This is a genomic window from Microbacterium barkeri, assembly GCF_027921765.1.
Classification (GTDB): Bacteria; Actinomycetota; Actinomycetes; order Actinomycetales; family Microbacteriaceae; genus Microbacterium; species Microbacterium barkeri.
In genome coordinates, this window is record NZ_BSEJ01000007.1 from 124,176 (window position 1) to 140,056 (window position 15,881).

13 protein-coding genes are annotated in these 15,881 nt (G+C 72.5%); 1 reads left to right on the forward strand and 12 read right to left on the reverse strand.

The window, feature by feature from the left end; all coding sequences use genetic code 11:
* Genes PKE79_RS08880 through PKE79_RS08890 form a run of 3 tightly spaced genes read right to left on the reverse strand, consistent with a single transcriptional unit; the run spans window position 1 to window position 4,606 of the window.
* Window positions 1–1,611, reverse strand: a complete 1,611-nt coding sequence (locus tag PKE79_RS08880; RefSeq protein WP_271173334.1) for a thiamine pyrophosphate-binding protein — start codon at window positions 1,609–1,611, stop codon at window positions 1–3.
* Window positions 1,608–3,287 carry an amidohydrolase gene (locus PKE79_RS08885; protein ID WP_271173335.1) on the reverse strand — a complete coding sequence of 560 codons (1,680 nt, stop codon included), beginning with the start codon at window positions 3,285–3,287 and terminating at the stop codon, window positions 1,608–1,610. The genes PKE79_RS08880 and PKE79_RS08885 overlap by 4 nt, the downstream gene beginning before the upstream one ends.
* Window positions 3,284–4,606 carry an MFS transporter gene (locus tag PKE79_RS08890; protein ID WP_271173336.1) on the reverse strand — a complete coding sequence of 441 codons (1,323 nt, stop codon included), beginning with the start codon at window positions 4,604–4,606 and terminating at the stop codon, window positions 3,284–3,286. Before PKE79_RS08890 ends, PKE79_RS08885 begins: the two co-directional genes overlap by 4 nt.
* 217 nt (window positions 4,607–4,823) lie before the next feature.
* On the opposite strand from PKE79_RS08890, the gene PKE79_RS08895 reads away from it, so the two are divergent.
* Complete coding sequence (locus tag PKE79_RS08895; protein WP_271173337.1) at window positions 4,824–5,717, forward strand: Lrp/AsnC family transcriptional regulator; 894 nt, start codon at window positions 4,824–4,826, stop codon at window positions 5,715–5,717.
* A gap of 4 nt (window positions 5,718–5,721) precedes the next feature.
* Here PKE79_RS08895 and PKE79_RS08900 read toward each other — a convergent pair whose 3' ends face one another.
* From PKE79_RS08900 to PKE79_RS08940, 9 genes are all read right to left on the reverse strand, one after another.
* Entirely contained in the window at window positions 5,722–7,080 is a 1,359-nt protein-coding gene (locus tag PKE79_RS08900) for a purine-cytosine permease family protein (protein ID WP_271173338.1), read from the reverse strand.
* Window positions 7,081–7,102: 22 nt separating this feature from the next.
* Complete coding sequence (locus PKE79_RS08905) at window positions 7,103–7,507, reverse strand: nuclear transport factor 2 family protein (protein WP_271173339.1); 405 nt, start codon at window positions 7,505–7,507, stop codon at window positions 7,103–7,105.
* On the reverse strand, window positions 7,504–8,451 hold the full coding sequence (gene speB / locus PKE79_RS08910) for an agmatinase (RefSeq protein WP_271173340.1): 948 nt from the start codon (window positions 8,449–8,451) through the stop codon (window positions 7,504–7,506). Before speB ends, PKE79_RS08905 begins: the two co-directional genes overlap by 4 nt.
* Before the next feature lie 216 nt (window positions 8,452–8,667).
* Window positions 8,668–8,991, reverse strand: a complete 324-nt coding sequence (locus PKE79_RS08915) for a sugar ABC transporter ATPase (protein ID WP_271173341.1) — start codon at window positions 8,989–8,991, stop codon at window positions 8,668–8,670.
* 110 nt (window positions 8,992–9,101) lie between these two features.
* Window positions 9,102–10,217, reverse strand: coding sequence for an AI-2E family transporter (locus PKE79_RS08920; RefSeq protein ID WP_271173342.1), 1,116 nt, complete (start codon window positions 10,215–10,217; stop codon window positions 9,102–9,104).
* A 57-nt stretch (window positions 10,218–10,274) separates the two neighbouring features.
* Window positions 10,275–11,447: an acyl-CoA dehydrogenase family protein gene (locus PKE79_RS08925; RefSeq protein WP_271173343.1), complete on the reverse strand. Its 1,173-nt coding sequence runs from the start codon at window positions 11,445–11,447 to the stop codon at window positions 10,275–10,277.
* Window positions 11,422–12,681, reverse strand: coding sequence for a beta-ketoacyl-[acyl-carrier-protein] synthase family protein (locus tag PKE79_RS08930; RefSeq protein WP_271173344.1), 1,260 nt, complete (start codon window positions 12,679–12,681; stop codon window positions 11,422–11,424). Before PKE79_RS08930 ends, PKE79_RS08925 begins: the two co-directional genes overlap by 26 nt.
* Window positions 12,678–14,186, reverse strand: a complete 1,509-nt coding sequence (locus PKE79_RS08935) for a class I adenylate-forming enzyme family protein (protein WP_271173345.1) — start codon at window positions 14,184–14,186, stop codon at window positions 12,678–12,680. The genes PKE79_RS08930 and PKE79_RS08935 overlap by 4 nt, the downstream gene beginning before the upstream one ends.
* 33 nt (window positions 14,187–14,219) lie before the next feature.
* Window positions 14,220–15,875 carry an ABC1 kinase family protein gene (locus tag PKE79_RS08940; protein WP_271173346.1) on the reverse strand — a complete coding sequence of 552 codons (1,656 nt, stop codon included), beginning with the start codon at window positions 15,873–15,875 and terminating at the stop codon, window positions 14,220–14,222.
* Window positions 15,876–15,881: the final 6 nt, after the last annotated feature.

Consider the following 15,881-nt stretch of genomic DNA (forward strand, 5'->3'; position numbering starts at 1 on the left):
TCATCCGATCGCCATCGCACCCTGTGGGATGTGGACGAGCCGGACGCCTCCGGCCTCGACCGCCTCGCCGATCGCGGTGCCGATGTCGCCCCGTCGCTCGACGCGCACGCCCCGCGCGCCGAAGGCATCCGCGAGCGCAGCCCAGTCCGGCTGGACGAGATCGACGCCGATCGGCGCGATGCCCCGGTCGATCTCGTTCTGCCGGATCTCCGCGTAGCCGCCGTTGTCGACGCACACGACGACGAGGTCGAGCCGCTGCTCGACCGCGGTCATGAGCTCGTTGACGCAGAACATGAGCGCGCCGTCGCCCAGGACGGCGACGACGGGCCGCTCGGTCTGGGCGACCCGGGCGCCGATCGCGGCCGGGAGTCCGTATCCGAGCGTCGCGTAGGTCGGCGTGTAGAGCAGCGAATGCGGGCGCGCCTGGCGGAGCACGTTCGCGAGCGCCATGTAGACGATCTGCGACGAGTCGCCTGCGACGACCGCGTCGTGGGGCAGGGCTCGCGCGATGGCCTCGGCGAGCGCGACGGTCTCCGGGAGGGCCTCACGCGTCTCCGCGAGGATGGCCGCGCGCGCGTCGGCGAGGTCCGGCGCGGGGCGCGTCCGGATCGCGAGCTCGGCGAGCAGCGCGTCGAGGACGGCCCGGCAGTCGCCCACGATCCCGACCGTCGCCTCGAGGTTCTTGTGCACCTGCGCGGCCGAGATGTCGATGCGGATGACCCGGCCGCGTGCGGCGAGTGCGGGAGCCCACAGCTCGGCCTCGCCGAGCTTCGAGCCGAGCACGACGAGCACGTCTGCGTCCTCCGCGACCGCGCGCGCCGACGCGAGTCGCAGGTTCGAGCCGAGCGACAGGGGGTGGTGCTCGTCGACCGTCCCCTTGCCGTTGAGGGTCGTCAGCACCGGAGCGCCGAGGCGCTCGGCGAGCGCCGTCACCTGCGTCGCGGCGCGCGTGGCGCCCCCGCCGGCGACGATCACGGGGCGCCGGGCGCCCTCGAGAAGCGCGACAGCACGGGCGACGGCGGTCGCGTCCGGCCGTGCCGCCGGGCGGAGCTCGCGCGGCGCCCGTGCGGCGACCGGCACCTCGGCCGGCGCCTCGAGCACGTCGAGCGGGATCTCGATGTGCACGGGGCGCGGCCGCGCCGTGCGGAAGAGCGCGAAGGCGTCGTGCACGGCGTCCACGGCCTCAGCCGCGCTCTCGACGCGGCGCGACCACTCCGCGATCGCACCGACCATGGCGCTCGCATCCTTGGTCTCGTGGAGCGTGCCGACGTCGCGGAACTCGTCTCCGCGCGCGACCCCGGGCGACAGCACGAGCAGCGGGCGGGACTCGCAGAACGCCGTGCCGATCGCGCTCATGGCGTTCTGCAGACCGGGCCCCGAGGTCGTGATGACGACGCCCGGCATCCCCGTCAGCTGCGCCCAGCCGTCCGCCCCGTAGCCCGAGCCCTGCTCATGGCGATTCGTGACGACGCGGATGCCGAGATCGGCCAGCGGGCGGTAGAGCTCGAGGTTGTGCGTGCCGGGGATGCCGAAGACGGCCGTGACGCCGTAGGCGCGGATCGTCTCGAGCACCGCACGCCCCGCGGTGTCCGCGCCGTGCGCCCCGGTCACGAGCCGACCTCCGCGCGGTGACGGCGCTCGCCGCCGATCCACGTCTCCCTGACCCGGATGGCGGCGATGCGCTCGGGCTCGACCGCGAGCGGGTCTTCGCTCAGCACGGCGAAGTCCGCGCACTTCCCGACCTCGAGCGAGCCGAGATCGTCCTCCCGCCCGAGCGACACCGCACCTTCGTAGGTGTGGGCGCGCAGCGCCGCGCGCGCGGACACGCACAGGTCGTCGGGGCCGAGACGGCACCCGCGCCGCGTCACCCGCGTCACGGCCGTCTGGATCGCCTCGAGCGGGATCGGCTCGGCGACCGGCGCATCCGACGAGATCGTGATCGGCACGCCGGCGGCCTCGAACTCGCCCAGCGGGTTGAACCGCTCCCCCGGGGTTCCGATGGCCTCCTCGACGCCCTCACCCCAGTTGTAGTAGTGCTGCGTCTGGTTCACCGGCCGGATGCCCGCTGCAGCCATCCGGCGGATCTGGTCGGCCGTCGGCAGGCCGCAGTGCTCGATCCGATGGCGGGCGTCGGGATCGGGGCGCTCGGCGAGCGCCGCCTCGATCGCCGACACGACCATCTCGATCGCGGTCGGCGACTGCGCATGCGTGGCGGTCTGCAGGCCCGCGGCGTGTGCGCGGCGGATGAGCTCTGCGTACTCGGCGGGCTCGTGGTAGAGCTGGCCCGTGCGGCACGGGTCGCCCACGTACCCGTCGGGGAAGTACGCCGTCCATCCGCCGAGCGTGCCGTCGGCGTAGAGCTTGATGCCGGCGAAGCTCAGGTGCGCGTTGCCGAACGCGCCGACGAGCCCCATCTCGAGTGCCTCGTCGAGGAGGTGCGAGAGCAGGTACATCGACACGCGCAGCTCGAGCCGCCCGGCCTCGGCGAGGCGCAGGTACATGTCGAACTCGCGACGCGAGACCTGGGCGTCGCCGATCGCGGTCACACCGCCCTCGAGGAACCGGCGGGTCGCGACATCGAGCTGGCGCAGGTGCTCCTCCGGCTCGTCGGCGAGGTGGAAGTTCGGTCCGTGATGGCCGATCTTCACGCCGTGCACCCCGGTGAGGATGTTGCAGGCCGCGTCGGACAGCTCGCCCGTGAGCTCGCCGTCTGCGTCGCGGAAGAACACGCCGCCCTCGGGGTCGGGCGTGCCGCGGTCGACGCCCGCGCGCTCGAGCGTCACGCTGTTGACGACGCCGCCGTGGCCCGAGGCGTTCATGAGGTAGACCTCGCGCTCGGTCGACACCTCGTCGAGCTCGAAGCGGGTCGGGTGACGGCGCTCGGCGAGGTTGCGGTGCTCGTACCCGTAGCCGCGGACGGGACGCCCCTCGGGGAGGCCCTCCGCCGCGGCGCGGAGCAGCGCGACGATCTCGGGGATGCTGCCCGCCTTCTCGGGCCCGCAGTCCACCCACGTCATCATCTGCCCGTACATGAGCGGATGCGCGTGCGCGTCGACGAAGCCCGGCACGACGACGCCGTCGCCGAGGTCGACGGTCTCCGGATCGAGGCCGAGCGCGTGCGCGGCCGCCGCGCAAGTCTCGCGGTCGCCGACGGCGAGGATCCGGCCGCGATCGATGAGCATCGCCGTCGCGGTCGTGTCGCGGGCGTCGACCGTGTGGATCGCACGCGCGACGATCATCCGCGGCGCGGTCTGAGCGGGTCGGTCGAAGGGGGTCAGCTTCCTCATGGGAGTCGGTTCGTCCTCGTGTCGGTGCGGGGCGTGAAGGACGCCGTGACCGGCGCCTCGTCGGAGTGCTGGGGAGCGAGCCGCGTGCAGATGCCCGCGAGCACGGCCATCCCGGTGAACATCGCGATCACCGACCAGACGCTGCCGGTCCACGCGATGAGCTGCGTCGCGAACCAGGGCGAGAACCCTGCCCAGACCGCCGCGCCCACGCCATAGGCGAGCGCGATCGACGTGTAGCGCGCCTGAGGGCGGAACATCTGCGCGAGGATCGCGGCGATCGGAGCGTACGTCGCGCTCATCGCGACGCGCACGAGCGAGGCCAGGAGGAAGACGGCCGGCTCGATCCGCCCCGGCATGACGAGCAGGAAGGGCGCGAACGTGAGCACGGAGGTGACCAGGCCGATGTACATGATGTTCTTGCGCCCCCAGCGGTCGCCCAGCCACGCGATGGGGAGCGTCACGAGGAACTCGACGAACGACGCCACGGTCATCGCGTCGAGGATCAGCTGCTCGCTGAGCGCGACCGTCTCGCCGGTCGCGTATGCCGTGGCGAACGTCGTCGCGAGGTAGTAGCCGCCGGTCGAGATCGGCAGCAGGCCGATGCCGAGGAGGATCGGCAGCCAGTTGGCACGCAGCGCGAACGCGAGCGGCATGGACTGCTTGCGCCCCTCGACCTTCGAGGCGAAGACCGGCGACTCCTCGACGCGGTAGCGGACCCACAGCCCCACCCCGATGAGCACGATCGACGCGATGAACGGGATGCGCCATCCGCCGTCGATGATGAAGGTCTCGCCACCGCGCGACATGATCGCGAAGACGCCGGACGCGAGCAGCGCACCGGCGGGGTTGCCGAGCTGCGTGAAGCCCCCGTAGAAGGTCTTCGACTTCTCGGGCGCGTGCTCGACGCTCATCAGGACGGCGCCGCCCCACTCGCCGCCGACGGCCAGCCCCTGCAGCGCGCGCAGGGCGATGAGGAGGATCGGCGCGGCGATGCCGATGTCGGCGTACGTCGGCAGGCAGCCGACGAGCACGGTCGCGACGCCCATGAGGAGGAGGGTGATCACGAGGGAGACACGGCGGCCCAGCTTGTCTCCGATGTGGCCGAAGACGATGCCGCCCAGCGGACGGACGAGGAAGGCGACGGCGAACGTCGCGAAGGCGGCCGCTGTCTCGGCGAGCGGGTCGTCGCTTGGGAAGAACAGCGGTCCGAAGACGAGGGCGGCGGCGGTCGCGTAGACGTAGAAGTCGTACCACTCGATCGTGGTGCCGACGAACGCGGCGAAGCCGGCGCGCCGCGCTCTGCTGTGCGTGGAAGTCATGGTGGCCGCTCCTTTGCGGGGGTATCGGGTTGCATCGGATGCTACGAGCGGCCGGCAGGCGGAGCAAGGCCAGAACTCCAGGAGAATCTCGCTGTCGCCGATGTTCCGATTCGAGGAACGCGCAGATCCGCTCGCGGTGTCTCCTTGAATCGCGAGTAGACTTCACTTCTGCGCGCGTCGACGCGCGTTCCACGGAATCTCGCGGATCGGAGACGGGATGGACTTCGAAGCCGACCTCGTTCGGGCGCTGCAGGAGGACGGGCGTGCGAGCATCCACTCCCTCGCGCTGAGGCTCGGGCAGTCCCGCGCGGCCGTCTCGACACGGCTCCGCGCGATGCTCGCCGACGGCACCGTGCGCGTCGTCGCCGCGGTCGATCCCGCCTTCCTCGGTCAGCACGTGCTCGCGCACGTCTCGGTGCGGGCCGATGGCTCCGTGCAGCCCATCGCCGAGCATCTGCGCGGGCTCCCCGAGACCGTGCTCGTCTCAGCCGTGGGCGGCTCGCACGATCTCGTCACCGAGGTGCGGGTCGGCTCCATGGCGACCCTCCACGAGCTGCTCGCGCGCATCCGCGGGCTCAGCGGCGTCGTGGACATCAGCACCCTGATCTACTCGACGGTCGTGAAGGGCTTCTTCGTCTCGGACTATCAGGGCGACCTCGTGATCGACGACATCGACATGTCCCTGATCGAGATGCTGCAGCGCGACGGCCGCATGAGCTATCGCGCACTCGGCGAGGCGGTCCGCCTCTCCCCCTCCGCGGTCACGACGCGCGTGCAGCGCCTCATCGCGGGCGGTGTCATCAAGATCAGCGCCGTCGAGGCGCGGGGCCTTGCGCACCGGCAGCTGTCGATGGGGGTCGGGCTCAACCTCTCCGGGGAGGACGACGCCGTGATCGACGCGCTGCGCGAGTGGCGCGGCGTCGACTTCGCCGCTCGCACGCTGGGCCGCTTCGACGCGGTCGCGACGCTCGTGGAGCCGACGGCGGGCGCGCTGTACGCGAGCCTCGAACGACTCCGCACGCTCCCTGGCGTCGCGCGGATGGAGTCGTGGCTGCACCTCGCGGTGCTCAAGGAGGACTACGCGCGGACGCTGCGGCCCGCCGCGCGCTGAGGCCTCAGCCCTCCAGCGACTGCTCGGCGAGGTGCACGCTGCGCTCGGCACGCGCGCGACGCCGGACGGGGAGCATCGGGACGAGGTACACCGCGAATGTCACGGCGAACGCGGCGGCGGTCGCGCCGATCGGACTCGGCCAGACATAGGTGAGGAGGTAGGACACGAGCGCGCCGACGACCCAGGCGATGATCGCGATCGGGTTCACCCCCTTCGCGAACCAGTAGCGGCCGCCCGAGCTGCGGAGGATGTCGGCGTTGTACGACCCGCGCCGGATGACGTAGTAGTCCACGATCATGATCGCGAACACCGGCACGAAGAACGCGCCGATGACCGTGAGGAACGTCGTGAACTGGTCGAGCAGCGCGAGCCACGTCGAGCCCGCGATCGAGAACGCGCCGAGGATGAGCGCGGTGGGGAGGAAGCGCGGCTGCCAGCCGGGCAGGGAGTTCATGACCGACGTCGTCATCCCGTACACGACCATCGTGTTCGTCGCCATGACCGAGATGAAGATCACCACCGCGATCGGCGCCCCGAACGCCGTCACGAGCGCGGTCGGGTCGAACGGCGCCCCGTCGCCACCCGACAGGAGGATGTACGCGAATGCGGTCGCTCCGAGCGACATCGACACGATCGTCGAGGTCGCGTAGCCCGCGACCGAGCCGACGACGCCCGCACGCGAGGTCCGCGCGAGCCGGTTCACATCGGCCGACAGCACGGTCCACGAGATCGCCGTCGCGATGACCATGTCGAGCACGAACACGTGGGTGAGCTCGCCGGTCGGCTCGAGCGCGAAGTAGTCCGCCGGAGGGAACGCCGTGAACGCCTGCGCGAACATCCACCCGATGACGATGAGCATGAGCACCGCGAGCCACGGCTCGACCCGGGCGATGCCCTCGTGGCCGAAGATCGCGAGGACGACGACGATCGCCTGGCACAGCACCGAGAACAGGACCGGGTTCGAGAAGCCCGTGAGCTGCGCGACGAGCGCGTCGACCGTCACCCCCGCGAGCATGGCCTGCACCCAGCTCCATCCCATGAGCACGAACACGTTCGCCGCGAGCGGCAGCAGGCTGCCGCGGGTGCCGAACGCGCCGCGTGTCAGCGCCATCGTCGGCAGGCCGGTGCGTGTGCCGATGTTGCCGACGGCCGCGAGCACGGCCACGCCCGCGAGCGTGCCGATCACGATCATGAGAAGCGCGCCGCCGTAGTCGATCCCTGGCACGAACAGCGTGCCTGTCAGAAGAGTCGTCACGACGAGGTTGGCGGCGAGCCAGATCATCCCGACACGCCGGACCGCGAGCGTGCCCGTGACGGGGCCGGTCGCGTCGGCGGGGGTCTCTCGACGGCGTTCGGATGACATCGGCGTCTCCTCGGGGTGCGGCTCAGTGGCCGGGAGGAAGGGGTGACAGGTGCTCGTGGATCGCGACGAGGCGATCGCCGTCGACGCGGAAGACGATGCTCTCGCGCTCGCGGTACGCCTCCTCGCCGGCGCCGGTGTCGACCCGGGTCGCCACCGTGTGGCTGAAGACCGCACCGCCGGGGTAGGTCTGCACGAGCGCGTCCGACGACGCGCACGACAGCACGCGCCATCCCGATTCGGTCCACGACCTCCACAGGATCTCGTACGACGCCCGGTCGTCGAGCCGCGCGGCCTCGGTGTGGAACACGAACGAGGCGTCGGGTGCGAAGCGCGCGAAGTAGCGCCGGGTGTCGGTCGCGGCGAACGCGTCGACGATGGCGGCGGCCGCCGCCGCGACCTCGTCCTCGCCGGGCGTGCGGACGCTCATCGCTCGACCCGGGGCGCCATCGCGCTGATGAGCTCGTACGCGACGTGCGACGCCGCGACGGCCGTGAGCTGCGCGTGGTCGTAGGCCGGCGCGACCTCGACGACGTCGGCTCCGACGATGCGCTTGTCGGCGAGGGCGCGCAGGATGCGCAGGAGCTCGCGCGAGGTGAGGCCGCCGGCCTCGGGCGTCCCCGTGCCCGGGGCATGCGCGGGATCGAGCACGTCGATGTCGATCGAGATGTAGAGCGGCGCGTCGCCGATCCGGGTGCGGATCCGCTCGATCGCGCGCTCGACGCCGTCCTCCTCGATCTGCTCGCTCGTCACGATCGCGAAGCCGAGGCGCTCGTCGTCGACGAGGTCGGACTGCCCGTACAGGGGGCCGCGCGTTCCGACGTGCATGCTCGCGGTCTGGTCGATGAGCCCCTCCTCGCTCGCGCGACGGAAGGGCGTGCCGTGCGTGACGGGCGCGCCGAAGTAGGTGTCCCACGTGTCGAGGTGGGCGTCGAAGTGCAGCACCGCGACCGGTCCGTGGTCGCGCGCGACGGAGCGCAGAAGCGGAAGCGCGATCGTGTGGTCGCCGCCGATCGTCACGAGGCGCGTTCCTCCTGCGCGCAGCGCCGTCGCTGCTTCGTCGATCGCGCGGACCGCGTCGTCGATGTCGAACGGGTTCGCCGCGATGTCGCCCGCGTCGGCGACCTGCTGAGCGGCGAACGGCGAGACGCCCTGCGCGGGATTGAACGGCCGCAGCAGACGGGACGCCTCGCGGACGTGAGCGGGACCGAACCGGGCGCCGGGGCGGTAGCTCACACCGCTGTCGAACGGAACGCCCACGACGGCGATGTCGGCTCGGTCCACTTCGTCGATGCGCGGGAGGCGCGCGAAGGTGGCGATGCCCGCGAAGCGGGGGACGACGGATGCGTCGACGGGTCCGATGGGTTCGGTCATGGCGGGTCCTCCAGTGCGGGATCGCCTGGATCCTACGCACGCAGAGGATGGGCCCGCAAGCGCGGAAATCCAGCGCTTGCGGGCCTCAGGAGAAGGAATCTCGGGCAGCTCCGGCGATATCCGCACGAGTGTCATGTTCAGCGCACCGGACGCTGGAGTTCTGCACCCGCCGATCGCCATTCCCCCGATTCTCGGGAGCGGAGGCGGCGCGCCGATTCAGAGGTCTTCGGCGGCGAGATCGCCCTCCCCGTCCTCGCCGAGCTCGGCGACGACCGGATCCTCGTCCTGCGTCTCCGGCTGCACGTCGCTCACGGGGAGGTCGGCCGCCGGGATCTCGTCGTCGTCCGCCGGGATCTCGTCGGGGTCACGGCCGGTCGCCGTCTCCTCGCTCGCGCCCTCCCCCGCATCGCGCGCCTCGGTCTGCTCCCACTCCGCCTGCGCAGGATCGGCGGACGGGTCCGCGTACGCGGTCGCCTCCGCATCCCGGACAGGGCGGATGGCGTCGGGGTCGTCGGTCAGGCGGCTGTCGTTCGCGTCCATGGGGTCCTCCTGTCGGAGCCGGGTGTCGGTACCCGTCCACTCTGCGCGACGACGCGGTCCGCGCCGAGGGGCTTGATCCGCGACCGCGCGCGCGTTATCGCGGGCCCTCGTCAGACCTTCGCCGGCGGGAGCCGCTTGGCGTCCTGCGACGGGAAGATCACCTTCTGCACGATGATGATGATGCTCGCCGCCACCGGGATCGCGACGAGCGCGCCCAGCACGCCGCCGAGGGCACCGCCCGCGACGGCGGCGATGACGACGATCGCGCCCGGCACGGCGACAGCCTTGCTCATGATGCGCGGACTCAGCACGTACGCCTCGATCTGCATGTAGACGAGGTAGTACCCGAACGCGATGAGCGCCGTCACCGGCGAGGCGATCAGGCAGATGAGCGAGTTGACGATCGACGCGCTGAGCGTTCCGACGAGCGGGATGAGCGAGCCGATGAACGCGATGAGCGCGAGGAGCGCCGGCATGGGCGCCCCGATGATGCTCAGCACGATGAGGCTGAGCACGCCGTTGATGAGCGCGAGGCTCGCCTGGCCGATCACGTAGCGGCCGACCGCACTCGAGATCTCCTCGAGCACCTCGGTGAAGCGCGCCCGCTGGTAGGCGGGAACGAAGCGCGCCGCGAGGCGCTTCATGCCGCGCAGCGATGCCATGAAGTAGAGCGTGAGGATGAGCACGATCGTCATGCCCGTGACGCCGCCCGCGATGCCGGCTCCGACCGCGACGATGCCTCCGCCGATCTGGGTGAGGTTGGCCGGATCCTGGAGGAAGCTCAGCGCCTGCCCTGCCGCGTCCTCGAACGACGACCCGAACTGCGCGCTCAGCTGCCGGTACCAGTCGCTGGCCATGACGTCGCTCACCATCTGCGGCCCGTTGTCGATGAGGTTCGTCACCTGCTGCACGAGCACGGGGACGATCGCGAGCACGATGCCGGCGAACGCGAGCAGCACGCCGGCCACGACGATCGCGACCGCGGCCGGGCGCGGGAGCCGCCGCTCGATCGCGCGGACGACCGGATCGAGACCGAGCGCGAGGAACAGCGCGATCCCGATGTACACGAGGACCGTGGCGAGCTTGTCCACGAGCGACCCGATGAGCAGCGCGACGAGCACGCCGAGCGCCCCGAAGAGACCGAAGGTGAACGGGCGGATGCGCCAGCCCACGAGCCTCGCCTCGATCGGCCCACGGGGCTCGCTCTCGACCGTCGTCCGCCGCATGGCTGTCTCCCCCGCGCTCGATGCCGTTCCTCTGCCGATCATAGGCGCGCGTGATGCTCAGTCGTCGTCGAGGAGGGCGGCCGCGTACATGGGCCGCGCGGCATCCGCGCTCGGCGGATGGAAGAGGCCCGCCGTCGCGTCGCGGTACAGGCGGCTGAGCTCGCTGCCGTTGTCGAAGCCGCTGCCGCCCGCGCACAGGAGGGCGGTCTCCGCGGCCCTGCGCGCCGCGTGCGACGCGTTGAGCCGCGCGCTCACGAGCCGCAGCGGCCATCCGGCGCCGTGCTCGACGAGCTCGTCGAAGTCGCGCGTGTAGGCCTCGAGCTGCGCGGGCACCGCGAGGTACGCCATGTGCGCATCGGCGAGGCGCACGCGCGCCTCGGGCACCTCGGCGAACGTCGTGCCGGTCTTCGCCGAGCGCCGCCGCTTCAGCGCTTCGGCCCCCAGCTCGAGCGCGCGGCGTGCGATGCCCGCGTAGACCGACCCGACGAGCAGCTGGAACGTGCTCGTGATCGCGAACACGAGGAGGTCGGGATGGCGTCCCGCCGGGATCCGGCGAGCCACCCGGTCGGCGCGGAGCGGCACGCCGTCGAGGATGGTCGCACGGCTCTGCGACGCGCGCATGCCGAGCACGTCCCACTGGTCGGAGACCGTGATGCCGGGCGCGTCGCGGTCGACGAAGCCGTACACGAGCACGGGGTCGTCGGGAACGGAGCCGTCGCGTCCGTGCACGATGAGGCGCGTCCACACGGGCGAGAGCGACGTGAAGATCTTGACGCCCGTGAGGCGGTACCCGCCGTCGCCGTCGGGCTCTGCGACGGTGTTCGACCCCTGAAGCACCCAGTCGTTCGACGGCTCGCTGATGCCGAACGCGAAGATCTCGCCCGCCATGGCCTCCTCGAGCACCCACGCCAGCGACCGGTCGCCGCGCGCGAGCAGCGCCTGGACGACGCCCGTGCACATGAGGTGCATGTTGATCGCGAGCGCCGTGGCCGGAGCCGCCCCGGCGAGACGCTGCTGCAGCCGGGAGACGTCGCCGAGGCCGAGGCCGGCCCCGCCGAGCTCCTCGGGGACGAACAGCGTCAGATAGCCGACTGCGCGCAGCTCCTCGAGGTCCTCGTCGAAGAAGCGGTTCTCCCGGTCGTACACGGCGGCGCGCTCCCGGAACCGCTCGAGCAGATCGTCGGGGAGGTACCGCTCGGCGAGCTCAGCATGCCTGCGTTCCCGGTCCATGTGTCTCCTCTCCGCGCGCGATGAGCAGCGCGCCGTTGTGCCCGCCGAAGCCGAACGACGTCGACAGCACGGCGGCGACGTCAGCGCGCCGCGCCGTGCCGGCGACCACGTCCCATCCGGGCTCGGGGTCGTCGAGATTGAGCGTGGGCGGCAGGATGCCGTCGCGGATGCTCAGCGCCGCGATGATCGCCTCCACGACGCCCGCCGCGCCGAGCAGATGCCCGGTCGACGACTTCGTCGCGCTGATGGGGATGGCGCGGGCGCGGGCGCCGAGGGCGGCCTCGAGCGCCGCGAGCTCGGCCGCGTCGCCCGCGGGTGTGCCCGTGCCGTGCGCGTTCACGTGCTGCACCCGCTCGGCTGTCGCGCCTGCGTCATCGAGGCAGGCGCGGATCGCGGCCGCCGCGCCTGCGCCGTCGGGGCGCGGGGCGGTGGGATGGTGCGCATCGCTCGATGCGCCGAATCCCGCGACCTCGGCGATCGCACGGGCACCGCGAGCCCGCGCGCCGTGGGCCGACTCGAGCAGCACGGCCGCGGCGCCCTGCGACATGACGAAGCCCGTTCGCCCGCGGTCGAACGGCCGCGATGCCGCCGACGGGTCGTCCTCGTATCCCGTCGCGAGCGCGCGCAGGTTGGCGTTCGAGGCGAGGTTCACGGGTCCGAGGCAGTCCTCCATCCCCACGACGAGCACGGCGTCGGCGTACCCGTGCCGGATGCGGCGCATGCCCTCGCCGATCGCGACGGCGCCGCTCGCGCACGTGGCCGAGACCCCCGAGGCGGCTCCGGTGAGGCCGTGCCTCTGGCTGAGCAGAGCGGCCGCCGCGTCGGGCGCGCCGTGCATCGCGAGAGCGAGCGGGACCGCCCGCGGCCCGCGGGCATCCAGCGCTCTCGTCGCGCGCTGCATGGCGTCGACCGGCCCCGAGCCGGTCGCGGCGATGACATCGACGCGGCCGCCGAGCATGCCGCGCGCATCCGCGTCGTCGATCGCCTCGTCTCCTGCGGCGACAGCCCACTGGAGCACGGCGCTGAGGCGCCGCGCGAGGCCGGGCTCGAGGAGGTCGGATGCATCGAAGTCGCGCACCTGGCCCCCGATGCGGACGGGGAGCTCGGCGAACTCCGGCCCGTCGAGCACGCGGATGGCGCTGCGGCCGTCGGCGACCGCCCGCCACATCGCGGGGACGCCGATGCCGCTCGGCGTGACGGCGCCGGCTCCCGTGATCACGACGCGGCGGCTCACAGGCGCTCCGCCTCTCCGCGCACGACGAGCTCCGTCGCCTCGGCACGCCGGATCTTGCCGCCGACGGTCCGCGGCAGGCGAGCGACCCGGTACCAGCGGCGCGGCACGAACTGGGGGGCGAGGTGCGAGCGCGCGTGCGCCAGGAGCGCCGCCTTGTCGGGTGCGTCGCCCTCGAGGATGAGGGCGACGGCCGTCCCGAGGCGCCCGTCGGGCAGGGCGACCGCACAGGTCGCCCCGACCCCGGCCATCCCGTCGAACGCCCGCTCGACGTCGGGCAGCGCGACCTTGTGGCCCCCGGTCACCGCGATGTCTCCGGCGCGCCCGATGAGCTCGAGACGGCCGCCGATGATCCGCGCCTGATCGTGGACCGTGGCCCACCCCGACGCATCGCGCAGCACGGCGTCGGTCGTGCCCGAGACGTAGCCGTCGGAGCACGCGGCGGCGCGCACCCACAGGGTGCCGGGCTCGCCGTCGGGCAGGTCGACGCCGTCGGCGCCGCGGACCCGCACGGCGATCCCGTCGTAGACGTCGATGAGCGTGCCGTCGCCGCCGCGGCTGTCGCCGATGAAGCCGATCTCCGCCGCGCCGTAGTAGCTGATCAGGCGCACGTGCGGGAGCGCCGAGGCGAGGCCCGCGCGGATGCGCGCCGGCAGGTTCGCGCCCCCGGTCACGACGAGGTCGAGCGACGCGAGTCGGTCGGGATCCCGCCGAGCCGCGGCGGTGAGCGCCTCGACGACCGCAGGGACCGCGACGACGCGCGTGATGTGCTCGTCGCGGATGCGCCGGGTCGCGTCGAGGGGGTCGAACGCGTCGGCGAGGTGCACGCTGCCGCCCGTCGCCAGGCACTCGATCACGGCGTAGAGCGTGAGGCTGTACGAGACGGGGCCCGGCGCGAGCGTCGCGACGCCGGGCAGCGGCTCGAGATGGGCGCTCGACACGGCGACGTTCTCGCGATACTGCCGGCGGGTCTTGAGGAACGCCTTCGGGTCGCTCGTCGTGCCTGAGGAGAAGAGCATGAGGAACGGCTCGTCCGCGTCGCGCACGGCGGGCGGCGCGGCCGGCCGCGTCTCCGCCTCTCGGCGCCGGACGTCGTCGAGCGAGAGGACGACGCCTCTCCAGCCGGCCTCCGCGAGCGCGGCGGCGAGCGCGGGATCGTCGCTCACGACGACGCCGATCCCGGTCGCGACGACGACGCGCACGCGATGCGCGAGCGGCCAGCGCGGGTCGATGACGGCGGAGACGGATCGGTGCCCCGCGAGCCCCGCGACGAGGCGCGCCGTGTGGAAGGCCGAGGTGACGCTGACGGCCGTGATCGGGATGCCCTCCGTCTCGCGCGCCGGGGCGGGCGGATGGTCCTGGGCGCCGTGGAGCGCGTCGACGACCGCGAACACGCGCCGCGAGTCCTCGACGAGCTCGGCGTACGAGAGCCGCTCGCCCTCCCCCGCGATCGCCGTCCGCTCGGGATGCCGCGACGCGACATCGAGGATCGTCGAGGTGATCGGCACGGACCCAGTCTAGGAACCCGTCTGGATGCCGACTCAGCGCCCGCGCGCGAACACGGCGTGCAGGAGCGGGAGCGCGGAGGCCGCCATGAGCCAGCCGCCGAGCGCCGCGTCGCCCGCGTGCAGGATCGCCCCGGCGATGAGAAGCGCGCTGAACACGATCGCGGAGCCCAGCCGCCGCGCGAGGTTCTCGAGCCGCGACAGGCGCCGATCCAGCCGCGGGGTCGACACCTCGACGGAGCCGTCCTCGATCCTCCCGATGAGGCCGTCGAGCCGCTTCGGCAGGCGCAGCGCGAGGCCTGCGGCGTCGAGCGCCTCCTTGGCGACATCCTGCACGACGTTGCCGCCCTCGTCGCGCAGCAGCTGCGCGGCGTACGGCTCGACCGAGTCCCACAGGTTGAAGCGCGGGTCGAGCGCGCTGCACACCCCGGAGGTCAGCGACATGGCGCGCACGACGAGCAGGAAGTTCTCTGGCAGCTGGAACGGCATCGCACGGGCGAGATCGCCGAACTCCGCCGCGAAGTCGCGAAACTCACGCGGATCCACCTCGCGCAGCTCGGCGAACCCCATCCCGCCGAAGCGGGCGAAGAGCGCAGCGAGCGCGCGCTCGAGCTCGGCGACATCCGCGGAGGGCAGGAGGGCGCCGACCGACCGGATCGCGTCGACGAGACCGCGGCCGTCGCGAGCCGCCGCGGCGATGAGCGCCTTGCGCAGCCCCGCGCGGGTGCTCGGCGGGACCTCGCCCATCATCCCGAAGTCGATGAAGGTGAGCCGCCACGAGCCGCCGCCCGTCGGCGTCACGAAGATGTTGCCGGGGTGCGGATCGGCGTGGAAGTACCCGTGCACGAAGAGCTGGTCGAACATGACCGAGGCGAACACGGGCGCGACCTCGGCCGGGTCGATGCCCGCCGCGCGCAGTCCGTCGGCGTCGGTGATCTTGATCGCGGTGACGTCCTCCAGGGCGAGGACGCGGCGCGTCGTGCGCTCCCAGAGCACGGCCGGCACCGCCACGCGGGCGTCGCCCGCGAGGTCCTCGGCGAAGCGCTCGGAGGCGGCGGCCTCGTGGAGATAGTCGATCTCCTCGCGGCACGTCTGGGCGAACTCCTCGATGAGCGCGGGCATGTCGACCCGCTCGCGGACGACGCGGACGCGGCGCAGCCATCCCGCGACCCGCCGGAGCGCCGCGAGGTCGGTGTCGACGACAGCATCGATGCCGGGGCGCTGCACCTTGAGGACGACGCCGTGGATGCCCGTCTCGGCCGCGTCGGCCGCGGCAGGGCGCGCGCGGTGCGCCTGTCCGAGCGACGCGGCCGCGATCGGGGTCTCGTCCACAGCCGCGAACGCACGGTCGAGCGGGATGCCCAGCTCGGCTTCCGCGAGCGCGCGGACGTCGGCGAAGGCCACGGGCGGCACCTCGTCCTGCAGGCCCTCGAGCTCGGAGGTGATCTCGGGCGGGAGCACATCGAGGCGCGACGACATGAACTGCCCCACCTTGATCATGAGCCCGCCGAGCTCGACGGCGAGCGCGTGGAAGCGCCGCGCGAAGCGCGTGAGACGCTGCGTCCTCGTGCGCTCGGCGACGCCCGCGAGGCCGATGCGCGGCAGCACGAGCTCGTACCACCACTCGATCGCGAGGTTCCGCGCCGCGAAGCGAAGGATGCGACGGTAGCGCGCTCGGGAGACGTCGTCCACGGGCGC